The organism is Pseudomonas sp. DC3200b2 (genome assembly GCF_049895785.1).
Taxonomy (GTDB): domain Bacteria; phylum Pseudomonadota; class Gammaproteobacteria; order Pseudomonadales; family Pseudomonadaceae; genus Aquipseudomonas; species Aquipseudomonas massiliensis.
Genome location: NZ_JAFCTA010000002.1, coordinates 751,727 through 774,681 on the forward strand (window position 1 = coordinate 751,727; position 22,955 = coordinate 774,681).

The window sequence follows — 22,955 nt, forward strand, 5'->3', positions numbered from 1 at the left end:
AACAGCCATGGGTGCATGACGATTGAACGGCTGCCGCGGCCTTTTACACAGCGGGGGTGGTGGACAGCTTCTGGCTGAACAGGTCTTCGGGCTTGCCGATGTCCATGCGGTCGGCGTTCATCACCTTGTTCCAGGCAGCGACGAAGTCGTTCACGAACTTCTCGTTGCCGTCGGAGCAGCCATACACCTCAGCCTGGGCGCGCAGCTCCGACTGGGCGCCGAAGATCAGGTCCACGCGAGTGGCGGTCCAGGTGGGTTGGCGCGTCTTGCGGTGCAGGCCCTGGAAGCGATTCTTCTGCTCGGTGGCCGTCCACTCATTGTTGATGTCCAGCAGGTTGACGAAGAAGTCGTTGGACAGGGTGCCGACCCGTTGCGTGAAGACCCCTTCCTTGCCGCCGTCGGCATTGGTGCCCAGCACCCGCATGCCGCCCACCAGCACCGTCATCTCGGGCGCGCTCAAGCCCATCAGGTGAGCCTTGTCGACCAGGGCTTCCTCCGGCGCCATGAAATGAGACTCGTGGTAATAGTTGCGGAAGCCGTCGGCCACGGGGCGCAATGCCTCGAAGGAGTGCGCATCGGTCCACTCCTCGGCGGCGTCCATCCGGCCCGGGGTGAAGGGCACAGCCACGGTGACTCCACCGGCCTGCGCCGCCTGCTCGATCGCCGCGCAACCGGCCAGCACGATAAGGTCCGCCAGGGACACACGCTTGCCCCCGCTGGCCGCGCTGTTGAACTCGGCCTGCAGCGCGGTGAGCTTCTCCAGTACCCGCGCCAGCAGTGGCGGATTGTTCACTGGCCAGTCTTTCTGAGGCGCCAAGCGGATCCGCGCGCCGTTGGCCCCGCCGCGCTTGTCCGACCCACGGTAAGTGGCTGCCGAGGCCCAGGCCACGGACACCAGCTCCGAGACGCTGAAGCCCAGCCCGAGGATCCTCTGCTTGAGCGAAGCGATGTCCGCCTCGTCGATCACAGGGTGATCGCGCTCAGGGATAGGGTCTTGCCAGATCAGCACCTCCTTGGGCACCAACGGCCCGAGGTAGCGCGCCAGTGGCCCCATGTCCCGGTGCGTGAGCTTGAACCAGGCGCGGGCGAAGGCGTCGGCGAATTCGTCCGGGTTATCCTTGAAGTGCCGGGAAATTTTCTCGTAGACGGGGTCGAAGCGCAGGGCCAGGTCCGAGGTGAGCATGGTCGGGCGCCGCTTCTTGTCGGGGTCGAACGGATCCGGAATGATCTCGCCTACATCCCTGGCTACCCACTGGTGCGCCCCAGCCGGACTCTTGGTCAGTTCCCATTCGAAGTTGAACAGGTTCTCGAAGAAGTAATTGGACCACTGCGTAGGCGTCTGGCTCCAGATCACCTCCAGGCCGGACGTGATGGCGTGCGCGCCAACACCGGTTTCGAACTTGCTGCGCCAGCCCAGCCCCTGATCCTCGATCACCGCCCCTTCCGGCTCAGGGCCCATGAAGGAGGGGTCGCCGGCACCGTGGGTCTTGCCGAAGGTGTGCCCGCCGGCGATCAGCGCCACGGTTTCATAGTCGTTCATGGCCATGCGGCCGAAGGTTTCGCGGATGTCGATGGCCGAGGCCTTGGGGTCCGGCTTGCCGTTGGGGCCTTCGGGGTTCACGTAGATCAGCCCCATCTGCACCGCACCCAGGCCTGGATGCAGCTGGCGCTCGCCGCTGTAGCGTTCGTCGCCCAGCCAGGTACCTTCCGGGCCCCAATAGAGTTCTTCCGGCTCCCAGGTATCAGCCCGCCCCCCCGCGAAACCGAACGTCTTGAAGCCCATGGACTCCAGCGCCACGTTGCCGGTGAGGATGAACAGATCGGCCCAGGAAAGCTTGCGCCCGTATTTCTGCTTGATCGGCCAGAGCAGCCGGCGCGCCTTGTCCAGGGAGGCGTTGTCCGGCCAGCTGTTCAAGGGCGCGAAACGCTGCTGCCCGCCACCCGCGCCGCCACGACCGTCGGTGATGCGGTAGGTACCAGCGCTGTGCCAGGCCATGCGGATGAACAAGCCACCGTAGTGGCCGAAGTCGGCCGGCCACCAGTCCTGGGAGTCGGTCATCAGCGCATGCAGGTCGGCGATGACAGCGTCCAGGTCCAGGGTCTTGAATTCCGCCGCGTAGTCGAAATCCCCGCCATAGGGGTTGGAGCGCGGGGAGTGCTGGTTCAGCGCGTTGAGGCTCAGCGCTTCCGGCCACCAGTCCCGGTTGCCCGGCTTGCGCCGAGGCGCGCCATGGCCGAACGGGCACCCACCACCGGTTTTTTCTGACTCGGTGCTCATGTACTGCTCCTCATATGGCTGATCATTGTCGCGCCGTCACGGCGGCACGTTGGAAAAACCCTAGCACTGGCCCAGCAAGGCGACAAACCCGCCCAGGCTTGCGCAGACAGGGTCGCTCGCCAGCCGTGCCAGTGCGCCAGGCGTCTGACACGGGGCTTCCAGGGCCGTTCCAGGAGCGCGATTGGCTTTTCCTATGTCTGCGATAGCGTCATCCCGCCAGCGCGGCCAGCGGTGCTCGCTCCTGGCCGGGGCTGCGGTCGAAGTAGCGCTTGTATTCCCGGCTGAACTGAGACGCGCTCTGATAGCCCACATGAAGCCCCGCCTGGGCCACGCTCATTCCCTCGCCTGCCAGCATCTGTTGGGCCTTGAGCAGACGCAAGCGCTTGAGGTACTGCAAAGGCGACAACAGCGTGCTGCGCTTGAAGTGCTCATGGAAGGTCGAAACGCTCATGGTGGCTTGCTCGGCGAGCTGTTCGACGGTCAAGGGTTGGTCATAGTGGTCACGCAGGTACTGCAAGGCGGCGCCGATGCGGGCGAAATGGCCATGCTGCTCGATCAGCGCGCGCAAGGCACCGGCCTGCGGGCCGCGCAATGCCGCGTAGAGCACTTCACGTACCCTGCCCTTGCCCAGCACCCGGGCATCGACGGGGTTGTGAAGGCAGCGTACCAATTGCTCCAGCGCCTCGCGCATGGCAGCGTCGAGCCGGGCGGAGGTCATGGATTCAGGCGTTTGCGCTTGCACCGAGACGTCGGCCGGCACGCCCATGGTCTGGATGAGTTCGGCAAGCATGCCCGGCTCGATGGATACCGCCACGCCATAGAGGGGCATGCGGGGCGTGGCGAAGGTTTCGCACATGAAGGGCACCGAGAGCGCCTGTACCAGGTAATGACCGGCGCCGTATTCGAGGGTCCGCGGACCGAGACGAGCCAGCTTGCTGCCCTGGGCGAGCACGATCAGGCTGGGTTCATAGATCTGCGGGCTGCTGGCCACATAGTGGTCCCAGCTGAGCACCTGCACGCCAGGGACGGCCGTATCCAGGAAGCCGGGGCAAGTGGCCAACGGCTCGATGAGCTGTGCCAACGCGCGGTTGGCTTCGGAAAAGGTGGTGACGGACATGTAAGGGCTACGGAGGAATGAACGCGGTTATCTTCGCAGAAAGGGCGCGCGCAAGAAGCGGGACGGCGCAAGATTCGGAGGAATGGGCATCACAACCGGAGGATTGTCCATCGTCGGCAATGGACTCGGCCTGGACAATGATCGTCTGTTCCAGCCTGACCAGGAGGCCTCTCATGTACACCGCCATCGGCTACGCCGCTCAAACGCCTACCGCGCCCCTGGCGCCCATGACCTTCAACCGTCGCGCTCCACGCCCCGACGACGTGGTCATCGACATCCTCTACTGCGGGGTCTGCCATTCGGACATTCATCAGGCACGCAACGAATGGGGCATCGCCGTCTACCCCTTGATGCCTGGCCACGAGATTGTCGGCCGGGTCACCGAGGTCGGCCCCAGGGTCACCCGGCACAAGGTAGGCGACCTGGTGGGTGTGGGTTGCATGGTGGACTCCTGCCAGCATTGCGAGGCTTGCGCCGCCGACCTTGAACAGTACTGCCTGGAAGGCCCGACCATGACCTATGCCACCCCGGACAGGGTGGACGGCAGCAACACCATGGGTGGCTACTCGAGCAGCATCGTGGTTCGCCAGGAGTTCGTGGTCCATATACCGGCCTCGCTGGACCCGGCCGCCGCCGCGCCTATCCTCTGCGCCGGCATCACCACCTATTCCCCCTTGAAGCACTACGGGGTCAAGCCAGGCGACCGCGTCGGCATCCTCGGCATGGGCGGACTCGGCCACATGGGCATCAAGTTCGCCAAGGCCATGGGTGCCGAAGTGACCCTGTTCACCCGCTCGGCCAGCAAGGCCGAGGAGGCTCGCCGCCAGGGCGCCGACCATGTGATCGTGTCCACCGATCCCGAGCAGATGGCCGCCGCCGCTGGGCGTTTCCACTTCCTGCTCGACACCATTCCGGTACAGCACGACCTCAACCCCTACCTTGAAACGCTGCGCTTCGACGGCACGCACATCCTGGTGGGCCTGATCGAACCCGTGGACCCCGCCCTTCACGCCGCCAACCTGGTGCTCAAACGGCGGGTACTGGCCGGCTCGTTGATCGGTGGCATCGCCGAAACCCAGGAGGTTCTGGATTTCTGCGCCGAGCATGGCATCGCGTGCGATATCGAGATGCTGGACATCCGCAATATCAACGAAGCCTACACCCGCATGATCGCGGGCGATGTGAAGTACCGCTTCGTGATCGACATGGCAACCTTGAAGGCCTAGGTGGTGTCTTCAGCGCGCCGTGATCACCGACAGCCTGGTGATGCCGGCGCGCTCGATCGAGGCCATGGCTTTGGCTACCGCGCCATAATTGGCGGCCGCGTCTGCCTGCAATTGCACCTTGACGTCCGGGTTGCGTTCATGCGCGGCGCGCAGATTGTGTTCTAGCAAGTCAACGCTGATGGCGTCCTTGTCCACGAACCACTGGCCCTTCTCATCGATGCTCACCACCAGGGGCGCCTTCTGCTGCGCCGGCGCCACCGCTTCGGTCTTGGGCAGGTCGATAGGAATCGCATTGGTCAGCAGCGGCGCGGTGACGATGAAGACCACGAGCAACACCAGCATTACGTCCACCAAGGGCGTGACGTTGATTTCGCTCAATATCTCATCGCTGTCCTGGGTAGAAAACGCCATTTCAGATCGCCTCCTTCACGGCCTGCGCAGCCGGGTTTGCCTTGCGGGCGCTGGGGTGCGCCAGTACCTTGAACGCTGTCTTCTGCGCCAGGCTGTAAAAGTCATGGGCGAAGTCGTCAAGGTCGGCGGCCTTGGCCTTCAGGCTGCGCAGGAAATAGTTGTAGACCAGCACCGCCGGAACAGCGACGGCGATGCCTACCCCGGTGGCCACCAGCGCCGCGCCTATGGGACCAGCCACGGTTTCCAGGCTTGCCGAGCCGGCAGCGCTGATGCCCTTGAGCGCTTCCATGATGCCCCAGACCGTCCCGAACAGGCCGATGAACGGAGATGTGCTGCCGATACTGGCGACCACGGCCAACCCCGTTTCCAGAGAGCGTCGCTCTCGCACGATCTGCTGTCGCAGGGAACGCTCGAGGCGGTCCTGGTGATTGATCGCGTGAGCCAGGTCGCTGGGGCCTTGCCCGTCACCGGTATGCAGGGCGGCGTAGCCGGCCTGGGCGACTCGGGCCGCGGCGCCTGGCTGGCTATGACTCAGCTCGGCGCCTGCCTCAAGGTTCGGAGCAGCCCAGAATCCTTTGAAGAATCGTTTGTCCTGGACCTTCAGGCGCGCGAACTGCGCGGCCTTGAGCAACGCCAGGCCCCAGGTCAGGATAGAAAAGCCGATCAGCAGCCAGATGACGCCGCTTTCGACGGATGCGGTGGGTGCTGCAAGTGCCATGATGAAATCCTCGAACCGGGTGAATGTGGGTTAGCGAATCTTGAAATCGATGGGTACCGTGACCCAGCCATCCACCGCCTGGCTACCCTGCCTGGCGGGCGCGAAGCTCCAGCGCCTGACCGCGGCCACCGCCGCCTCGTCGAGCTGCTGGCGACCCGCGCTTTGCTGGATCTGAATGTCTGACGGGCTACCGCTGGCCGTTACATGTACCCGCAGCAGTACAGTGCCTTCCCAGCCACGGCGCTGCGCCAGGGCGGGATACGCAGGCGCCGGATTCTTGAGGTAGCCGGCGCTGGCCGAAGGCGGCGTGACAGCCGTGGGCGCCGGGGGCGCGGCCGGTGCCGGCGCCGCGACTGGAGCAGGTGCCACAGGCGCTGGTTGAGCCGGGGAAGAAATAGGTGCCGGCGCAGGCTTGGCGTGCTCGGGCTGCGCCTTCGGCGGGGCCTTGACCACGGGTTTGGGTTTTGGCGCTGGTTTGGACACTGGCTTGGCGGCCAACTCATCCTCCACAGGGGTTGGCGCTTCCATCGGGGCGGGTGCGGCCACGGGCGGCGAAGCCATGGGCGATGCTGCCACTGGCGGCGCGGGCTGGCTGAACTCCAGGGTCATTGGCGGCACCTGAGGCGGCACTACCGGAAGGACGGGTGGAGGCGACTGCACGGCCCAGTACAGAACACTTCCGTGCAGCGCTGCTGCCAGCGCGCCCAATAGCCAGGCTTCCCGACGACTCAGTGGCGTGCGTGGCACTACCTGCAAGGCTGAATGCGCCAGTGTCGTGGGTTGCCTGACCGACGCCAGGCTTGAGCGAGGCGAAGGCACGGGCAGCGATGCAACCGCCCGTGGGGCAGATTGAGCAGCGGCCATGAATGAAGCTCCTTGTTCGATGGCGGGGGACATCCGCCGAGGTCATCCGGATCGACGTCAGGAGGCGATCATGCACGCATGAATTTATGCTTTGAAGTTCCTATATATGCTTTGTTTATAACCAATAGAGCTATGCGTCATGGGAGGGCCGTCGTGTGAGGGTCAAGGGTTTCCGCTAGGTCCTTATCTCGAGACGCCTTATACCTACTCATATTAGTTATAAGCAGATACTTCTTTATTATTGGACGATATAACAATCCGCTCTCAGGATAGGGTCGTCCGCGCTAACCCATCGGCCCCGCTACTCGCTCGAGCGAATGCCCCGAAGCGCACTCTGGAGCGGTCCACGAACCGCAGGCTATCGGCATTCACGCGAGCGAACACAGCATGCATCATTCAAACAGGGAAGCTCTCAGGCCGTCTCATCTGGCACAGGTCATATGCGCCGTACTGTCGTTGTCGGCCTTACAGGAGGTCCAGGCCACAAGCGAAGCAGGCAGCGAAGCGGAGTCGCAGACGCCGAGGCTGCAAGCCGTCACCGTGACCGCAACCCGGCGAGAGGAAACCCTGCAGTCGGTGCCGGTGGCGGTCACGGTAGTCGACGGAGAACAACTCGAGCGCGACAATCGCAACGGCGTCGCGGCCCTGGCCCAGCAAGTGCCTACCTTGAACTTCCGCACCAACGCCTCGAACAAGGACACCGCCCTGTTCATTCGCGGCGTAGGCACCATTTCCACTTCGCCTGGTGTCGAGCCCACCGTCGCCACGGTGATCGATGGGGTGGTCTATGGGCGGCCTGGCCAGGCGACCCTGGACCTGCTGGACATCGACCGCGTGGAAGTGCTGCGTGGCCCCCAGGGGACCTTGTTCGGCAAGAACGCTTCGGCCGGCGTACTCAATATTGTTACCAGGAACCCGGAGGATGGCTTCCACGGCTACATCGACCAGGGCTGGTACACCGGCAATGAAAGCCGCACCCGCTTTGGCATTGGCGGCACGCTGATTCCAGGCCGGCTCAAGGGCTCGCTGACTACCTTGGTCAGCAGCTACGATGGCAATGTCGACAACAAGGTCAACGGCCAGGAAGTCAACGGCTACAACCACCGCGGCGCCCGCGGCAAGCTGCAGTACACCCCTTCGGACACGCTGACCGTCACGCTCGTCGCCGACTACACGACAGCCCATGACGACACGGCCAACGGCGTCATCAGCCAGGTGCTGACCCCAGCCTTCGGTACTGCCCTGTCCCCCGTCAGCGCCAGCAGTCACAACCAGAACATCGTCAGCGATTACCGCAGCCACGTCGAAGACACCAACAAGGGTCTGTCAGTCCAGGCCGATTGGTCGCTCGGAGCCTATACCCTTACGTCCATCACCGCCTGGCGTGGCTGGGACAACACTCAATGGCAGGACGGCGACCGTCTCTCGACCATCAGCAGCGCCTTCCCGGGCACCGAAGACAAGGGCAACCTGAGCTACGACCAGTACAGCCAGGAGCTACGCCTGGCCTCGCCCAAGGGCCAGTTCGCCGAGTACGTCACAGGGCTGTACTACATGCATGCCAAGGATGACGAAACCTACCGTCGTAGCCTGGTCACCACCAGCATCACAGAGCGTGGCGTGGCCGACTATGGCACCACCAGCGACAGCGTGGCGGCCTTCGGCGAGACGACCCTGCACTTCAGTTCAAGGCTACGCGGCATCGTCGGCCTGCGCTTCACCCATGACTACCTCTCCTACGACCATCGCCGGGTATCCACTTCCGCCACTACCGTGAGCGGCATCCAGCCAGGCACCAGTAGCGACGGCTCGGTGGACGAGGACGGCTGGTCCGGTCGTCTCGGCCTGCAATACGACCTCACCGACCAGGTAATGACCTACCTGACCTATTCGCGAGGGTACAAGGGCCCGGCCTACAACGTGTTCTTCAACATGCAGCCCAGGGACACCGATCCGCTGAAGCCGGAAACGTCCAATACCTGGGAACTGGGCATCAAGGCCACCGCCTGGAACGACCGGCTGACCGCCAATGCGGCGCTGTTCCACAGCGACTATGACAACTACCAGGCCAATTTCTATGACACCGTGGCCGGGCAGGTGGTGACGCGGCTGATCAACGCCGGCAGCGTCACCAGCCAGGGCGCGGAGCTGGACCTGGCCTTGCAAGCCACGCGGCAACTGAAGTTGTCCGCCGCCCTGGCCTATACCCACGCACGCATCGATGAATTCGGCTGCCCGGCGGGCGCGGCGGCCTCCTGCAACGTGAATGGCAAGCCCCTGCCCTTCAGCCCGGACTGGAAAGGCTACGCCCGGGCCGACTACAGCATTCCCCTGGACAACGGCCTGGATCTGGAACTGGGCACCGACTACAGCTGGCAAAGCGAAGTGCAATACGACATCAGCCAGAACCCCAACACCAAGCAAGGCGCCTATGGCATCTGGAACGCCAGCGCCGCGCTGGCGGACTACGATAGCGGCTGGCGCGTCGCCCTGCTGGCCAAGAACCTGGCCGACAAGTCGTATTCTCCCCTGCTGGCCAGTGGCACCGGCTACATCTACCGGGCCGTTCCCCGGGACGACCGTCGCTACTTCGGTGTCCAGGTGCGCAAGGATTTCTGATCATGACCTCATCACGGCAAATGAGCCTGGGCGCGTTCCTGATGGCCACCGGTCACCATGTCGCGGCGTGGCGCCACCCCGAGGTTCCGGCCAATGCCGGTTTGGACATCAACCATTACCGCGACTTGGCCCGGCTGGCCGAGGGCGCTTGCTTCGACCTGCTGTTCGTGGCTGACAGCGTGGCCGCCGCCACCGGCGAGACGGCCAGCCGGATGGCGCGCTCGGACCACTTCGAGCCCCTGACGCTGCTGGCAGCCCTGAGCGGGGCTACCGAACGCATTGGCCTGGTCGCCACCGCCACTACCAGCTACAACGAGCCCTATCACCTGGCTCGCAAGTTCGCCTCCCTGGACCATCTGTCCGCCGGCCGCGCCGGGTGGAACCTGGTGACCTCGGACGCTGCGGCTGAAGCCTTCAACTTCGGCCGTGAAGCGCATTGGGGGCATGCCGAGCGTTACCAGCGAGCTGAAGAGTTCCATCAGGTCGTGACCGGCCTCTGGGACAGCTGGGCCGATGACGCCTTTGTGCGCGACAAAATCAGCGGTGAGTACTACCGCACGGGCCGGACGCGCTCACTGGACCACGCCGGAGATTTCTTCAGGGTGCGCGGCCCGCTGAACGTCGCCCGGCCACCCCAGGGCTGGCCAGTGGTGGTACAGGCCGGTGCTTCCGAGGCAGGCCTGGCCCTGGCCGCGCGCACGGCCGAGGTGGTGTTCACCGCCCAGCCCGACCTGGCGTCGGCGCGGCGGTTCTATGCCGACCTCAAGGGCCGCCTGGCTGCACAGGGTCGGGACGAGGCCTCGTTGAAAGTCATGCCTGGGGTGTACCTGGTGGTGGCCGAAAGCGAAGCGCAGGCCCAGGCGATCGACGCCAGCTTGCAGGCATTGGTCGAGCCCGCGGTGGGCATTGCATTGTTGGGCCGTATGCTGGGCAACTTCGACCTCAGCGGTTACCCGCCCGACGGTCCGCTACCGGAGCTGCCCGTGACCGAGTCCGGGCAACGCAGCCGGCAGGCGCTGCTGAGCCGCCTGGCCGGGGACGAAGGCCTGAGCCTGGCGCAGCTGGGCAAGCGCATCGCCGGCGGACGTGGGCATTTCAGCCTGGTCGGCACCCCGATCCAGATTGCCGACCAGTTGCAGGATTGGTTTGAACAGCGGGCCGCCGATGGTTTCAATATTCTGGTGCCGCACTTGCCGGCAGGCCTGGAAAACGTAGTCCGGCTGCTGGTGCCTGAGCTGCAACGCCGCGGGTTGTTCCGCACCGCCTACAGCGGCCGCACCCTGCGCGAGCATCTAGGGCTGCGGCGCCCAGCCAACCGCCACTACAGTTGAGCTCGCCCTCAGAGGATTCCCATGACCTATAGCGCCAGCGCTGACCGCTACGAACGTATCCCCTATCGCCGCGTGGGCCATAGCGGCCTGGTATTGCCCGCCCTTTCCCTGGGACTATGGCATAACTTCGGCGACAGCACCCCTATCGAGCGCCAGCGCGCCATGCTGCGGACCGCGTTCGACCTGGGCATCAACCATTTTGACCTGGCCAACAACTACGGCCCACCCTACGGCAGCGCCGAGATCAATTTCGGGCGCCTGCTGCGCGAGGATTTCCACGCCTATCGCGACGAACTGATCATTTCCACCAAGGCTGGCTGGGACATGTGGCCTGGCCCCTACGGCCAGGGCGGCGGGTCGCGAAAATACGTCCTGGCGAGCCTGGACCAAAGCCTCAAGCGCATGGGCCTGGACTACGTGGACATTTTCTACTCGCACCGCTTCGACCCGGATACGCCCTTGGAAGAGACCGCAAGCGCCCTGGCTACCGCCGTGCGGCAAGGCAAAGCCCTCTATGTAGGCATCAGTTCCTATTCCGGGAGCAAGACCCGGGAAATGGCTGCCCTGCTGGCCGAGTGGAAAGTGCCCTTGTTGATTCACCAGCCGGCCTACAACCTGCTCAATCGCTGGGTGGAAAAAGACCTCTTGGAAACCACCGAGCAATTGGGTGCCGGAGTCATCGCCTTCACGCCCCTGGCCCAGGGCCTGCTGACGGACAAATACCTCAACGGTATTCCAGACGATGCCCGGGTCAACCGGCCGGGCGGCCAGTCGCTGCGCGCCGATCACCTGTCCGAGGCAAACCTGGCCCATGTCCGCGCGCTCAACGAGATCGCCAAGGCCCGCGGGCAAAGCCTGGCGCAGTTGGCCCTGGCCTGGACCCTGCGTGACCCGCGAGTGACCAGCGCGCTGATCGGCGCCAGTCGGCCGGAGCAGATCGTGGAAAACGTGGCCGCGCTGCAGCGTCTGGACTTTACCGAACAGGAACTGATCGAGATCGACCGCTTCGCCGTCGAAGGCAAGATCAACCTCTGGGAGAAGCCTTCGAGCGCGGAATGACCGTGGTGTGATTCACCACTTCGCTTGCATGACTTGCCTTGGGCTACGCAGCCCAGGGCATCAACACCGCGGCCCGATCACTCTGCTCAACTGCTACATTAGTGATGGTGAGCGAGGTCAGCGCTCGCTGAATACCTCAGTTCGTCAGCTGTCGCTGACTCCCACCCCGGTCGCGCGCTATGCCTGAAGACGGCTGAGCGGCGTCAGAACAGGCTGATGGTGGGAGCTAGCGAAGCGGCACGCGGCCGGCCCAGCCCGAACCATTCAACGCACGCGAACCGCGATGCGGCCACCCTTCATGGTTGCGGTCAGCCGGTAGGGCAAGTCCGCCACCAGAAACTCCCGGGGCTGCCCGAGCACCTCGTTGAAAGGAATACCGAAACCCACCAGGGCCAGGGTGCGCTCACCCAGGGTCAGCTCGGGTCCACTACGTTTTTCGCTTGCCGCGGTCGCCATGGCCGCTTCCTCCATCCGCTTCGATTGGCTGTCAAACCTCCTATCGGCGCAGCGGCGACAAGCTGTAGACCGGTTATCGGAAGGCATCGCCGCTGCGCCCGCCAGTCGCGACGGCAATCTCTATCGAGCCCTGATAAAAAAAAGCGATACCCGCAGTAACGCTTCGCAGACGACAAGCCCCGTGTCGGGCCATTACCTTGCCTTATCCGCCTTTTCCCCAGGCGAGGATGCCGGCGCTTCGACCGGCAGCAAAACAATGACAATTCAGGGTGGCCTCCATGCAAAGCAACACACGCGTTGACGTGAAACAGTGGATCGATGAGCGTGCGGTTTCACCGCAACAATGGCTCGTGCTCGTGCTGTGCTTTTTCATCGTGCTCTTTGACGGGGTCGATGTCGCCGTCATGGGCTTCATCGCGCCAGCCCTGATGCAGGATTGGGGCCTGAGCAAGGCCGCTTTCGGCCCGGTAATGAGCGCGGCCATGTTCGGCCTGGCCGCGGGGGCCATGCTCGCCGGCCCCTATGCCGACCGCTTCGGCCGCAAGAAAGTCCTGCTATGCGCCGTCACCTGCTTTGCGGTGTTGAGCGTGGCCTGTGCCTTCGCCCGTAATCCCTATGAGCTGGCCATCCTGCGCTTCCTGACCGGTATCGGCCTGGGCGCGGCCATGCCCAACACCACCACCCTGCTCTCCGAATACCTGCCGGAGCGTTATCGTTCATTGCTGATCACTCTGATGTTCACCGGCTTCAACCTGGGCTCGGGTGCCGGCGGGTTCGTGGCCGCCTGGCTGCTGAGCAGCCATGGCTGGCATTCGGTGCTGATGGTCGGTGGCATCCTGCCGCTGCTGCTGGTGCCCTTCCTCTGGCTGTTCCTACCGGAGTCGGCCCGCTTCCTGGTCGTCAAGAATGCCCCAGCCCAGGCCATCGCCAAGCTGCTCAACCGCATGGGCGGCCGCTTCACCGGCACGGAGCAGTTCACCTCGCCAGAGCCGCAGGTAATCCGGCGCGCGCCGGTTTCCACCCTGTTCAGCGAGCGCTTCCGCATGGGTACCCTGGCGCTGTGGGCCACCTACTTCATGGGCCTGATGGTGATCTACCTGACCATGGGCTGGCTGCCGACCCTGATGAAAGAGTCCGGCATCTCGGTAGAGCAAGCGGCTCGCACCACCGGCCTGTTCCAGATCGGGGGCACCGTTGGCGCCCTGGTGGTGGGCTTCATCATGGACCGTCGCCAGCCGAACCGCGTCATCGCCGGCGCCTATACCATGGGTGCGCTGTGCATCGCTTCGCTTGGCTTTGCCGGACTCGAATCTACGCTGATGATGGTAGGCGTCGCCGCCGCGGGCTTCTTCATGAGCGGCGCGCAGACCGGCCTGAATGCGTTCGCGCCGGGCTACTACCCTACCGAAGCACGGGCTACCGGCGTGAGCTGGATGCTGGGCATCGGCCGCTTCGGCGCCATCTTCGGCTCGATCATCGGCGGCGTGGTACTGGCCCTCGGCTTGAGCCTGGTCACGCTTTTCGTTCTGCTCGCGGTACCGGCCCTGTTCGCCGCGCTGGCGATCCTGGCTAACGCCAAGGCCGCCCGGCGCGCCGAGGCCAGCACCGCGCAGCCTGTTGCAACTCATTGATGTAAGGAATAGTCATGGCACGAATCATCGGCGGCCTCGCGGTTTCGCACACACCCACCATTGGCTTCGCGGTGGACCACAACAAGCAGAACGACCCTGCCTGGGCGCCGATCTTCGAAAACTTCGGCCCCATCTGCCGGTGGCTGGAAGAGCGCAAGCCTGACGTCCTCTTCTATATCTACAACGACCACGTGACATCCTTTTTCTTCGACCACTACTCGGCCTTCGCATTGGGTGTGGACGAGCGCTACGAAGTCGCGGACGAAGGCGGTGGCCCGCGCGACCTGCCGGCCATCGAAGGTCATGCGGCCCTGTCCCGGCATATCGGGGAAAGCCTGATGGCCGAGGAGTTCGACATGTCGTTCTTCCGGGACAAGCCCATCGACCACGGCCTGTTTTCCCCGATGTCGGCCCTGCTGCCGCACACCGATGGCTGGCCGGTAAAGGTGGTGCCGCTGCAGATGGGCGTACTGCAGTTCCCCATTCCGAGCGCCAGCCGCTGCTATAAGCTGGGCAAGGCGCTGCGCCGGGCCATCGAAAGCTTCCCGGAAGACATCGATGTCGCCATCGTGGCCACAGGGGGTGTTTCGCATCAGGTGCACGGTGAACGCTGTGGCTTCAACAACACCGACTGGGACGCGCAGTTCCTCAGTTCGCTGGTGCACGACCCCGAGCCTCTGACCCAGATGAGCATCGCCGAATTCGCCACCCTTGGCGGCCTGGAAGGCGCCGAAGTGGTCACCTGGCTGATCATGCGTGGGGCCCTGTCCGCCAATGTGGACCTGCTCCACCACGGCTACTACCTGCCCTCGATGACCGGTATCGCCACCCTGATACTGGAGAACCAGGCCCGGCCGTTGCCGGTCGACCTGGCCGAGCGCTATCGGGCCAAGGCCGGCGAACAACTCAAGGGGATCGAAGCGCTGAAGGGCACCTACCCCTTCGATCTGGCCCGCAGTGCCAAGGGCTATCGCCTGAACCGCTTCCTGCACCAGTTGATCAAGCCAGAGTTCCGCGAGCGCTTCCGCGATGAACCCGAGGCCCTGTTCGCCGAGCATCAGCTCAGCGAAGAAGAACGCGAACTGGTTCGCCGTCGCGACTGGCGCGGGATGATCCACTACGGCGTGATCTTCTTCCTGCTGGAGAAACTGGGTGCCGTGGTAGGCGTCACCAACCTGCATATCTACGCCAATATGCGCGGCCAGAGCCTGGAAGACTTCCAGGCCACCCGCAATCAGAAGGTGCTGTATTCGGTGGCGGGCAAGGAGCCGGCGGCCAAAGGTTGATTGGTCACTGATGCAGGAAAGGGGCGAAGCTCCCGAATCGGCCGACAGCGGTATCCCCACCGCCGGTCAACCGATGACAGCCCAATGACTTCGCTAGCCACACCCGCCTTCGCCAGGGTCCACGACACCCTCGAGGGTCGGCGTGGCTCGCTTTTTCTTTACCCCGCCCGGGCCTCAGGTCTTCTCCACCACCCGGCGAATCTCCTCCATCAGCGCCTGGGCCGCGGGCGAGTGCAAGGCGTTGGCCCGATGGATCAGGCCAATGGCGCGGCTGGTGTGGCGCAGCTGCAGTGGCAGGCGTTGCAGGCTGCCGTTGGCGATCTCGTATTCAAGCTGATGTGCCGATACGGCCGTGAGCATGTCCGAACTCAGCAACAGGCCGCGGATCAGCGCCAGGTCACCGGTTTCCACCACGGGTACCGGAGGCTCGAGCCCCATGGCTTCGAAGAAGCCTTCGAGCAGCTGACGCGCCGGAGTAGCCGCCCGTGGCAGGATCCAGCGGGCATTGGCCAGGTCGGCAGGGCTTACACCCTGGTCGAGCAAGGGGTGGCCCCGTTGCGCCAGCACCACCATTTCCTCATTGAGCAAGGCCTCGCCATGCAGGTCCGAGGCGTACTCGCTCGGCCGCAAGGCGCCGAGGATGAAATCCAGGTCACCGGCCCTGAGTTCACTGGCCAACCACTCGAATGGGCTCTCGTGGGTGGCGATGCGCACCTGAGGATGGGCTTGCAGCAGCGCGGCGATGGCCTGGGGCAGAATGCGGGTTCGACACAGCGGCAGTGCGCCGATGGTCACTACCCCTTCCAGGCTGCCGCGCAGGGCGGCCAGGTCCGCATCGATGTGGCGCAGCTCATTCAGGGCGCGGCGAATCGGCACGAGGATGTCGGTGGCGATCCGGGTGGGCAGCAGGCCCCGGGGCGTGCGTTCGAACAATACCTGGCCGCTGCCGTTTTCCAGTACTTTGAGCGCGGAACTGACCGCTGGCTGGGTCAGGCCGAAGTGGCTGGCCACGGTTTGCATATGCCGGCTCGCGCATAGCCGCACGAACACTTCCAGGCGTCGCCCGTTGAGCAGGTACAGAGGCTCGGCCCCCGAGGTGTCACCCAGCAACACCGGCACGCGCGCCAGCTCGGCCAGGGCCGCCCGGGCCCGAGGCAACACCCGCTTGCCGTATTCGGTCAGCAGCATGCCATTGGCGCGCCGCTCGAACAGCACCGCGCCCAGCCGCTGCTCCAGGTCCGCGACTGCCCGGGTGACCACGGACTGCGCTCGATAGAGGGTTTCGCAAGCGCGGGAAATACTCCCCAGCTCGGCAACCCGCACGAAGGCGCGGATTTGCATAAGGTTTGGCACGTCCATCGGATCACCCGGGCCAGCCGAGGCCGCCCCCCTAAAATTCGATAATTAAAACGCATACCAGTCGCAAGCCATCGCATTATGCCAGCGCGGCGCTGCATGCAAACCTTGGTTATCGCAAGAGGAGCCGTCCATGTCTGAATCCAACAAGAAAACAGCGCTGGTGGTCAGCGCCCATTCCGCCGATTTCGTCTGGCGCGCCGGTGGCGCCATCGCCCTGCACGCCCAGCAAGGCTATGACGTTCATATCGTGTGCCTGTCCTACGGCGAGCGTGGCGAATCCGCCAAACTATGGCGCAAAGGCGCGGAAATGACCGAAGCCAAGGTCAAGGAGTCCCGCCAACGGGAAGCCGAAGCGGCGGCGAAGATCCTGGGGGCCACTGTCGAATTCTTCGACCTGGGCGACTACCCGCTCAAGATAGACAACGAGGCCCTGCTGCGCCTGGCCCGTGTCTACCGTCGCATCCTGCCTGAATTCGTGCTCAGCCATTCGCGGCTGGACCCGTACAACTACGACCACCCCCGCGCCCTGGCCCTGGCCGAGGAAGCCCGCATCATTGCCCAGGCCGAAGGCTTCGACCCAGGCCAGAAGATCGTGGGCGCGCCGCCGGTCTACAGCTTCGAGCCCCATCAGCCCGAGCAGTGCGGCTGGTGCCCGGATGTACTGCTGGATATCACCTCGGTCTGGGAGCAGAAGTATGCCGCCATCCAGTGCATGGCGGGCCAAGAGCACCTCTGGGAGTACTACACCCGCGTCGCCCTCCAGCGCGGCGTGCAGGCCAAGCGCAACGTGGGCATCACGTCCACCAAGAACATCATCTATGGCGAAGGCTACCAGAGCGTCTTCCCACGGGTAACGGAGAACCTGGGATGAGCGCGCTGATCGGCAAGACCGGCGTGGTGGTACGGACCATCGAACGGGCCGACGCCGCCTCCATCGAGCAGCTGGCCACCCTGGGAGTGGCCACGGTTCACGAAGCCCAAGGCCGCAAGGGCCTGCTGCGTCGAGACATTCGCCCTATCCAGCAGGACTTCGGCATCGCCGGCAGCGCGGTGACCGTGCTGGTGGCGCCAGGGGACAACTGGATGTTCCATGTGGCGGTCGAGCTGTGCCAGCCCGGCGACATCCTGGTCGTGGCGCCCTCCTCCCCATGCGCCGACGGCTATTTCGGCGACCTGCTGGCCACTTCGCTCAAGGCCTGCGGCGTGGCCGCGCTGGTCATCGACGCAGGCGTGCGCGACTCCCGCACCTTGCGCGAGATGGGCTTCCCGGTATGGTCGCGGGCAATCAGCGCCCAGGGCACGGTGAAGGAAACCCTGGGCTCGGTGAACATTCCGCTGGTCTGCGGCGACCAGCTGATCCATCCGGGCGATGCCATCGTGGCTGACGACGACGGCGTGGTGGTTGTCCGTCGCGGCGAGGTCGAACCAGTACTGGCCGCCACGCGCAAGCGCGCTGACGTGGAAGAACAGAAGCGCCTGCGGCTGGCCTCTGGCGAGCTGGGGCTGGACATCTACAACATGCGCCCGCGCCTGGCCGAGAAGGGCCTGCGCTACGTGGACCGCCTCGAAGACCTGGAGCAATGAGATGAGCCAACGCGCCATTCCCTGTCTGATGATGCGTGGAGGCACCTCCAAGGGCGCCTACTTCCTGGCCAGTGACCTGCCACAAGACCCACAGGTGCGAGACAAGGTGCTGCTGGCGGTGATGGGTTCTCCGGACCCACGCCAGATCGATGGCATCGGTGGCGCGGACTCCCTTACCAGCAAGGTGGCCATTATCCAGCCCTCGACCCGCCCGGACGCCGACGTGGACTACCTCTTCGGCCAGGTGGTGGTGGCCGAGCCGCGGGTGGACTACGGGCAGAACTGCGGCAACATCCTCGCCGGGGTTGGCCCCTTCGCCATCGAGCGGGGCCTGGTGCCGGCCACGGGCGAGTTGACCCTGGTGCGTATCCATATGGTCAATACCGGCCAGATCGCGATTGCCCAGGTGCCGACCCAGGACGGCGCCGTTTGCTATGCAGGCGCCGCGCGGATCGACGGCGTGCCCGGCACCGCCGCCCCGCTGCTGGTGGAGTTCACCGACGTTGCCGGGTCCAGTTGCGGCAGCCTGCTGCCCACCGGCAATGCCGTTGACCTGTTCGACGGCGTAGAGGTGACCTGCATCGACAATGGCATGCCCGTGATCGTGCTGCGGGCCAGCGACTTGGGCGTTACCGGCTATGAGAGCCCGGCCGAGCTGGACGCCAACGAAGCGCTCAAGGCGCGGATCGAATCCATCCGGCTGCAGGCTGGCCCGTTGATGAACCTGGGCGATGTCAGCCAGCGCAGCGTGCCGAAGATGTGCCTGGTGGCCGAGCCGCGTGACGGCGGGGCCATTCATACCCGCAGTTTCATCCCCCACCGCTGCCATGCCTCAATCGGTGTGTTCGCAGCCGTGAGCGTGGCCTCGGCCTGTCTGCTCGAAGGCGGGGTGGCCAAGGCGGTCGCCTTCGTTCCCACGGGCGACCGACCGCTGTTGTCCGTCGAGCATCCTGGCGGTGAATTCTCTGTCGAGCTGCACCTGGACAACGGCCAGATCGCCGGCTGTGGCCTGCTGCGCACGGCCCGGCTGCTGTATGACGGGAAGGTGCAGATACCCCGGGGGGTGTGGCCCTAGGCCGGTAATCCCCCCACTTGTTTGACCCGCTGCTGCAGACAACAAGAACAACACGCGAAGGTCTTTCAATGAAAAAATTGCTAGGCAAACTCTATATACAAGTTCTGATCGCCATGGTCCTGGCTATCGCCCTGGGGCTGCTTGCGCCTTCGGTCGCGGTGAAGATGCAACCCCTGGGCACGGCCTTCATCGCCCTCCTCAAAATGCTGCTAGGGCCGATCATCTTCTTCACCGTCGTGCGGGGCATCGCCCACATCGGCGACTTCCGCCGGCTCGGGCGGATCGGCGTGAAGACGCTGATCTATTTCGAAGTCGTCAGCACCCTCGCCATGATCGTCGGTTTCGTGGTGGTCAGCCTGGTACAGCCAGGTGCCGGCCTGCATGCCAATCTGGACGGCAACCTGTCCCACGCCGTACCCAAGCTGGCGGACAGCCAGTTCAACACGATCGACTTCCTGCTCGCGATCATCCCCAAGACGCTGGTATCGGCCTTCGTTGGCGACCAGATTCTCCCCGCGCTTTTCGTATCGGTACTGGTAGGTATCGCCCTGGCCGCCTGCGCCAAACCGGACTGGATAGGCCTGAAGCTGCTCGACGAAGGCCAGACGGTGGTGTTCAAGCTGCTGGGTTACATCATGCGGCTGTCGCCCCTGGGTGCCTTCGGCGCCATGTCGGCCGCCATCGGCAGCTACGGCCATTCCACCCTGCTCTACCTGCTGCGCTACATCCTCACCTACTACGCCAGCGTGCTGATCTTCATCTTCCTGGTACTGGGCAGCGTGGCCGCCCTGGCAGGCTTATCGCTGTTCAAGATCCTCAGGGTCATCAAGGAAGAAGCCATCATCGCGATGGGCACGGCGTCGAGCGAAGCCGCCTTTCCGCGTCTGGTCACCAAGCTGGAAAAAGCCGGTTGCGACGAAGCGGTAGTGGGGTTCGTGCTGCCGGCCGGCTACAGCTTCAACATCGACGGCGCTTGCATCTACATGGCCTGCGGGCTGGGCTTCCTGGCCCAGGCCACTGATACCAGTCTGTCCCTGGGCCAGCAGCTGAGCCTGCTTGGCGTGATGCTGCTCACCAGCAAGGGCGGCGCTGGCGCGGCCGGGGGCGCGGTGATCAAGCTGGCGGCCACCTTGCAGTCGGTGAAGCTGTTACCGGACGGCGCCATCGGACTGCTGTTCGGGATTGATCGAGTATTGGCCATCGCTACCTCTACCGTGAATGTGATCGGCAACAGCGTGGCGGTGATCGTGATCAGCCGCTGGGAAGGCCTGTTCGACCGCGAGCGTTTCGAAGCCTGTGCCCGGGATGCCGGCGCGCCCCTGCCTGGCCCAGCCGAAACGCCGCTGCCCCTGAAGGAGGAATTGAAATGAGCACTGCTACCCTGCCGCGGATCGCCCTGATCGGCTTCGGCGAAGCCGGAGGCATCCTTGGCGCCGACCTGGCGGCTCAAGGTTGTACCGTCGCCGCCTACGACCGCTTGGTGAACATGCCGGCCAACCGCGACCTCTTGCTGGCCAAGGCCGAGCAAGCTCAGGTGCGTCTGGCCCTGACCGCCGCCGAAGCCGCGCAAGGCGCCGACTGGGTCATTAGCGCCGTCACTGCCGGTTCAGCCCTCGAGGTGGCCGCTGAAGTCGCGCCGCTGTTGCGTGCCGGCCAGGTGTTCATCGACATCAATTCCGTGGCCCCTAATACCAAGCGTAGTGCGTGTGGGCTGATCGAGGCCGGCGGCGCACACTATATAGACGCGGCGGTCATGGCGCCGGTGCCTCCCAAGCGATTGAAAACGCCGATCCTGCTAGGAGGCGGCCAGGCCGCCGAGCTGGCGCCACGGCTCCTGGCCTTGGGCATGAACGCACGAGTAGTCAGCGATGCGATAGGCGTGGCATCGGCGATCAAGATGTGCCGCAGCATCATGATCAAGGGCCTGGAGGCACTAACGGCGGAATCCATGGCTACCGCTCGCCGCTATGGCGCCGAGACGGAAGTGTTGCGTTCGTTGCACCAGAGCTTTCCAGAGATGGGTTGGGACGGCGCGCAACCTCACTACCTGATAAGCCGCATCGCCGAGCACGGTAGACGCCGGGCCGAGGAAATGGAGGAAGTGGCCAAGACAACAGCCGATGTTGGCATCACACCCCACATGAGCCAGGCCACGGTCCAGTCACAACGAGGCCTGGTGGATGCCATGGCCGCCCTGGGGCTCAGTTATGACCAGCTCGAGCCCTTCGACTGGACTCACCTGGCAGACACCCTGGCGGCCGCCCGCAATGTCTAGGCCGTGGGGTCCAGCTTAGTCCGAAGTCTTGCCGAGTCACCGCCCAGGCTTGCTATAGTGCCCCCGCCTGCGCTGCGCGGCGCATCCGGGGACTCGACCATGAGAGACATCGCCATCCTGCTCTACCCAGACATGCTCATGCTGGACATGGCCGGGCCCGCGGAAGTGTTCTCCATTGCCAATCGCTACCTGGGTCAGGAGCAGGGTTACCGCATTACCACCCTTGCCGCCCCGGCGAGCCGTATACGAGCCTCGAACGGTATCACCTTGCATGCCGACCTCCGGCTGGAAGACGCACCGCTGGCCTGGGACCTGCTGCTGGTACCCGGCGGGCCGGGGGCCTATAACGGGCAACACCAGACCGACCTCACCTGGTTGCGGGACGCCGCCGGTGCTTCGCGTCGCCATGGGTCCATCTGCACCGGTGCCTTCATGTTGGGCGAGGCCGGGCTTCTCGACGATCGTCGCATCACCACTCACTGGCACTACATCAGTCGGTTGAAGCAGCGTTACCCCCGGGTGACGCTGGAAACCGACCGGATCTTCGTGAAGGATGGCAACCTGTTGACCTCCGGGGGCATTACCGCCGGGATCGACATGGCCTTGTCCGTGGTCAGCGAAGACCACGGGCGTGGCGTGGCGCTGGATGTGGCCAAGGTGCTACTGGTAGTCATGCAACGCCAAGGCGGCCAGGCGCAATTCAGCCCGCTGGTCGCTGAGCTGGCGATGGACGACTCGCCCATCGCCCAGGTGCAGCGCTATGTGCTGGAGCATCTGGAAGAGCCCTTCAATGTCGAACGCCTGGCCAGCCTCGCGGCCATGAGCGCGCGCCATTTCGCCAGGCAGTTCAACCGGGAAACCGGCACCACGCCCATGGAGTTCATTCAGCGCGCCCGAGTCGACCGCGCCCGCCAACTGTTGGAAACCGGTGACCTTCCCCTCAAGACAGTGGCCTTTCGCAGCGGCTTTGGAAGCACCCGCCACATGCGCCTGGCATTCAACGATCGCCTCGGGCTGACGCCGGATCAGTATCGGCGGCAGTTCGGGTGACGGCCGCGGATGTTCGTTGTAAGGCATAGCTCAACGCCCTGTAACCCACACAGACAGCAACGTCCTGTAGGAGACGGGCGGAGCCGAAGGCGGAGCTCGCGAAGACCTTTGCCGGCACCATGCCGCATCCTCTAGCTCTCTAGGCGCAACCGCAACTCAAGGTCACGCAGTCCTCGGCGCTCAAGGCGAACCCCTCATCCAGCCAGCCGGTGATGCCGCCGAGCATTTCCTTGACCTTGAAGCCCAGCGCCGCCAGGCGCACGGCGGCGCGGTGCACGCCATTGCAGTGGGGGCCGGCGCAGTAGACCACGAAGAGCGTGTCGGCCCCATAGCCGGACAGGCCCTCCCGGGTAAGGCTGCGCTGCGGGAGATTGATGGCGCCGGGAATGTGCCCCGCGGCGAAGGCTTCGGCACTGCGTACATCCACCAGGACGTAGTCGACCTGGCCGCCGAGCTGGCTGTGATACACGTCCGAGCAGTCGGTCTCGAAGGCCAGGCGATTGCTGAAGTGCATCAAGGCGACGCTGGGCAAGGCAGCTGGGGTATGGCTGACGAGGCTGGTCATGGTCATGCTCCTGTATGAATTGGCCCCACTGTATTTCCCTGGCGCTTGTGG

At 64.5% G+C, this 22,955-nt stretch carries 20 protein-coding genes; 12 read left to right on the forward strand and 8 right to left on the reverse strand.

All coding sequences use genetic code 11. The features are described 5' to 3' along the window. Window positions 1–43: 43 nt before the first annotated feature. Both katG and ACP691_RS09165 read right to left on the reverse strand, forming a co-directional pair. Complete coding sequence (katG, locus tag ACP691_RS09160) at window positions 44–2,278, reverse strand: catalase/peroxidase HPI (RefSeq protein ID WP_426199569.1); 2,235 nt, start codon at window positions 2,276–2,278, stop codon at window positions 44–46. Between the two features lie 208 nt (window positions 2,279–2,486). After that, the gene (locus ACP691_RS09165) at window positions 2,487–3,395 is read right to left on the reverse strand and encodes an AraC family transcriptional regulator N-terminal domain-containing protein (RefSeq protein WP_426199570.1); all 909 of its coding nucleotides are present in this window, start codon (window positions 3,393–3,395) and stop codon (window positions 2,487–2,489) included. 173 nt (window positions 3,396–3,568) lie between these two features. Here ACP691_RS09165 and ACP691_RS09170 point away from each other — a divergent pair, with 173 nt between their 5' ends. Then, window positions 3,569–4,621 (forward strand): NAD(P)-dependent alcohol dehydrogenase, encoded by a 1,053-nt coding sequence (locus ACP691_RS09170; protein ID WP_426199572.1) that lies wholly within the window; start codon window positions 3,569–3,571, stop codon window positions 4,619–4,621. A gap of 9 nt (window positions 4,622–4,630) precedes the next feature. On the opposite strand, the gene ACP691_RS09175 is transcribed toward ACP691_RS09170, so the two are convergent. From ACP691_RS09175 to ACP691_RS09185, 3 genes are read right to left on the reverse strand one after another with little or no spacing between them, the layout of a single operon-like run. Then, window positions 4,631–5,032: an ExbD/TolR family protein gene (locus ACP691_RS09175; protein ID WP_426199574.1), complete on the reverse strand. Its 402-nt coding sequence runs from the start codon at window positions 5,030–5,032 to the stop codon at window positions 4,631–4,633. Between the two features lies 1 nt (window position 5,033). Then, on the reverse strand, window positions 5,034–5,753 hold the full coding sequence (locus tag ACP691_RS09180) for a MotA/TolQ/ExbB proton channel family protein (RefSeq protein ID WP_426199669.1): 720 nt from the start codon (window positions 5,751–5,753) through the stop codon (window positions 5,034–5,036). Between the two features lie 27 nt (window positions 5,754–5,780). Next, on the reverse strand, window positions 5,781–6,614 hold the full coding sequence (locus ACP691_RS09185; RefSeq protein ID WP_426199575.1) for an energy transducer TonB: 834 nt from the start codon (window positions 6,612–6,614) through the stop codon (window positions 5,781–5,783). A gap of 456 nt (window positions 6,615–7,070) precedes the next feature. Between ACP691_RS09185 and ACP691_RS09190 the strand changes: the two genes are divergently transcribed. Genes ACP691_RS09190 through mgrA form a run of 3 tightly spaced genes read left to right on the forward strand, consistent with a single transcriptional unit; the run spans window position 7,071 to window position 11,623 of the window. Next, window positions 7,071–9,233, forward strand: a complete 2,163-nt coding sequence (locus ACP691_RS09190; RefSeq protein ID WP_426199671.1) for a TonB-dependent receptor — start codon at window positions 7,071–7,073, stop codon at window positions 9,231–9,233. Further along, entirely contained in the window at window positions 9,233–10,564 is a 1,332-nt protein-coding gene (locus ACP691_RS09195) for an LLM class flavin-dependent oxidoreductase (RefSeq protein WP_426199673.1), read from the forward strand. The genes ACP691_RS09190 and ACP691_RS09195 overlap by 1 nt, the downstream gene beginning before the upstream one ends. A 21-nt stretch (window positions 10,565–10,585) precedes the next feature. After that, window positions 10,586–11,623 carry an L-glyceraldehyde 3-phosphate reductase gene (mgrA, locus tag ACP691_RS09200; RefSeq protein ID WP_426199576.1) on the forward strand — a complete coding sequence of 346 codons (1,038 nt, stop codon included), beginning with the start codon at window positions 10,586–10,588 and terminating at the stop codon, window positions 11,621–11,623. Window positions 11,624–11,887: 264 nt separating this feature from the next. On the opposite strand, the gene ACP691_RS09205 is transcribed toward mgrA, so the two are convergent. Beyond that, window positions 11,888–12,079 carry a hypothetical protein gene (locus ACP691_RS09205; RefSeq protein ID WP_426199577.1) on the reverse strand — a complete coding sequence of 64 codons (192 nt, stop codon included), beginning with the start codon at window positions 12,077–12,079 and terminating at the stop codon, window positions 11,888–11,890. Between the two features lie 278 nt (window positions 12,080–12,357). Here ACP691_RS09205 and ACP691_RS09210 point away from each other — a divergent pair, with 278 nt between their 5' ends. Both ACP691_RS09210 and ACP691_RS09215 read left to right on the forward strand, forming a co-directional pair. Beyond that, window positions 12,358–13,710, forward strand: coding sequence for an MFS transporter (locus ACP691_RS09210; RefSeq protein ID WP_426199579.1), 1,353 nt, complete (start codon window positions 12,358–12,360; stop codon window positions 13,708–13,710). 14 nt (window positions 13,711–13,724) lie between these two features. Continuing rightward, window positions 13,725–14,996 carry a gallate dioxygenase gene (locus ACP691_RS09215; protein WP_426199581.1) on the forward strand — a complete coding sequence of 424 codons (1,272 nt, stop codon included), beginning with the start codon at window positions 13,725–13,727 and terminating at the stop codon, window positions 14,994–14,996. 174 nt (window positions 14,997–15,170) lie between these two features. On the opposite strand, the gene ACP691_RS09220 is transcribed toward ACP691_RS09215, so the two are convergent. Continuing rightward, a complete protein-coding gene (locus ACP691_RS09220) occupies window positions 15,171–16,355 on the reverse strand; it encodes a LysR substrate-binding domain-containing protein (protein WP_426199583.1) in 1,185 nt (394 codons plus the stop codon). Window positions 16,356–16,485: 130 nt separating this feature from the next. Between ACP691_RS09220 and galB the strand changes: the two genes are divergently transcribed. The 6 genes from galB (at window position 16,486) to ACP691_RS09250 (ending at window position 22,339) form a co-directional block, all read left to right on the forward strand. Continuing rightward, on the forward strand, window positions 16,486–17,226 hold the full coding sequence (galB, locus tag ACP691_RS09225) for a 4-oxalmesaconate hydratase (RefSeq protein ID WP_426199584.1): 741 nt from the start codon (window positions 16,486–16,488) through the stop codon (window positions 17,224–17,226). Beyond that, entirely contained in the window at window positions 17,223–17,939 is a 717-nt protein-coding gene (locus tag ACP691_RS09230) for a 4-carboxy-4-hydroxy-2-oxoadipate aldolase/oxaloacetate decarboxylase (RefSeq protein ID WP_426199586.1), read from the forward strand. Before galB ends, ACP691_RS09230 begins: the two co-directional genes overlap by 4 nt. A gap of 1 nt (window position 17,940) precedes the next feature. Beyond that, the gene (locus ACP691_RS09235; RefSeq protein WP_426199588.1) at window positions 17,941–19,014 is read left to right on the forward strand and encodes a 4-oxalomesaconate tautomerase; all 1,074 of its coding nucleotides are present in this window, start codon (window positions 17,941–17,943) and stop codon (window positions 19,012–19,014) included. A 68-nt stretch (window positions 19,015–19,082) separates the two neighbouring features. After that, the gene (locus ACP691_RS09240) at window positions 19,083–20,384 is read left to right on the forward strand and encodes a cation:dicarboxylate symporter family transporter (RefSeq protein ID WP_426199589.1); all 1,302 of its coding nucleotides are present in this window, start codon (window positions 19,083–19,085) and stop codon (window positions 20,382–20,384) included. Continuing rightward, complete coding sequence (locus tag ACP691_RS09245) at window positions 20,381–21,289, forward strand: DUF1932 domain-containing protein (protein WP_426199591.1); 909 nt, start codon at window positions 20,381–20,383, stop codon at window positions 21,287–21,289. The genes ACP691_RS09240 and ACP691_RS09245 overlap by 4 nt, the downstream gene beginning before the upstream one ends. Before the next feature lie 99 nt (window positions 21,290–21,388). Then, window positions 21,389–22,339, forward strand: a complete 951-nt coding sequence (locus ACP691_RS09250) for a GlxA family transcriptional regulator (RefSeq protein WP_426199593.1) — start codon at window positions 21,389–21,391, stop codon at window positions 22,337–22,339. 139 nt (window positions 22,340–22,478) lie between these two features. Here the strand turns inward: ACP691_RS09250 and ACP691_RS09255 are convergent, their stop codons facing one another. Then, on the reverse strand, window positions 22,479–22,904 hold the full coding sequence (locus ACP691_RS09255; protein WP_426199595.1) for a rhodanese-like domain-containing protein: 426 nt from the start codon (window positions 22,902–22,904) through the stop codon (window positions 22,479–22,481). Between the last annotated feature and the right edge of the window lie 51 nt (window positions 22,905–22,955).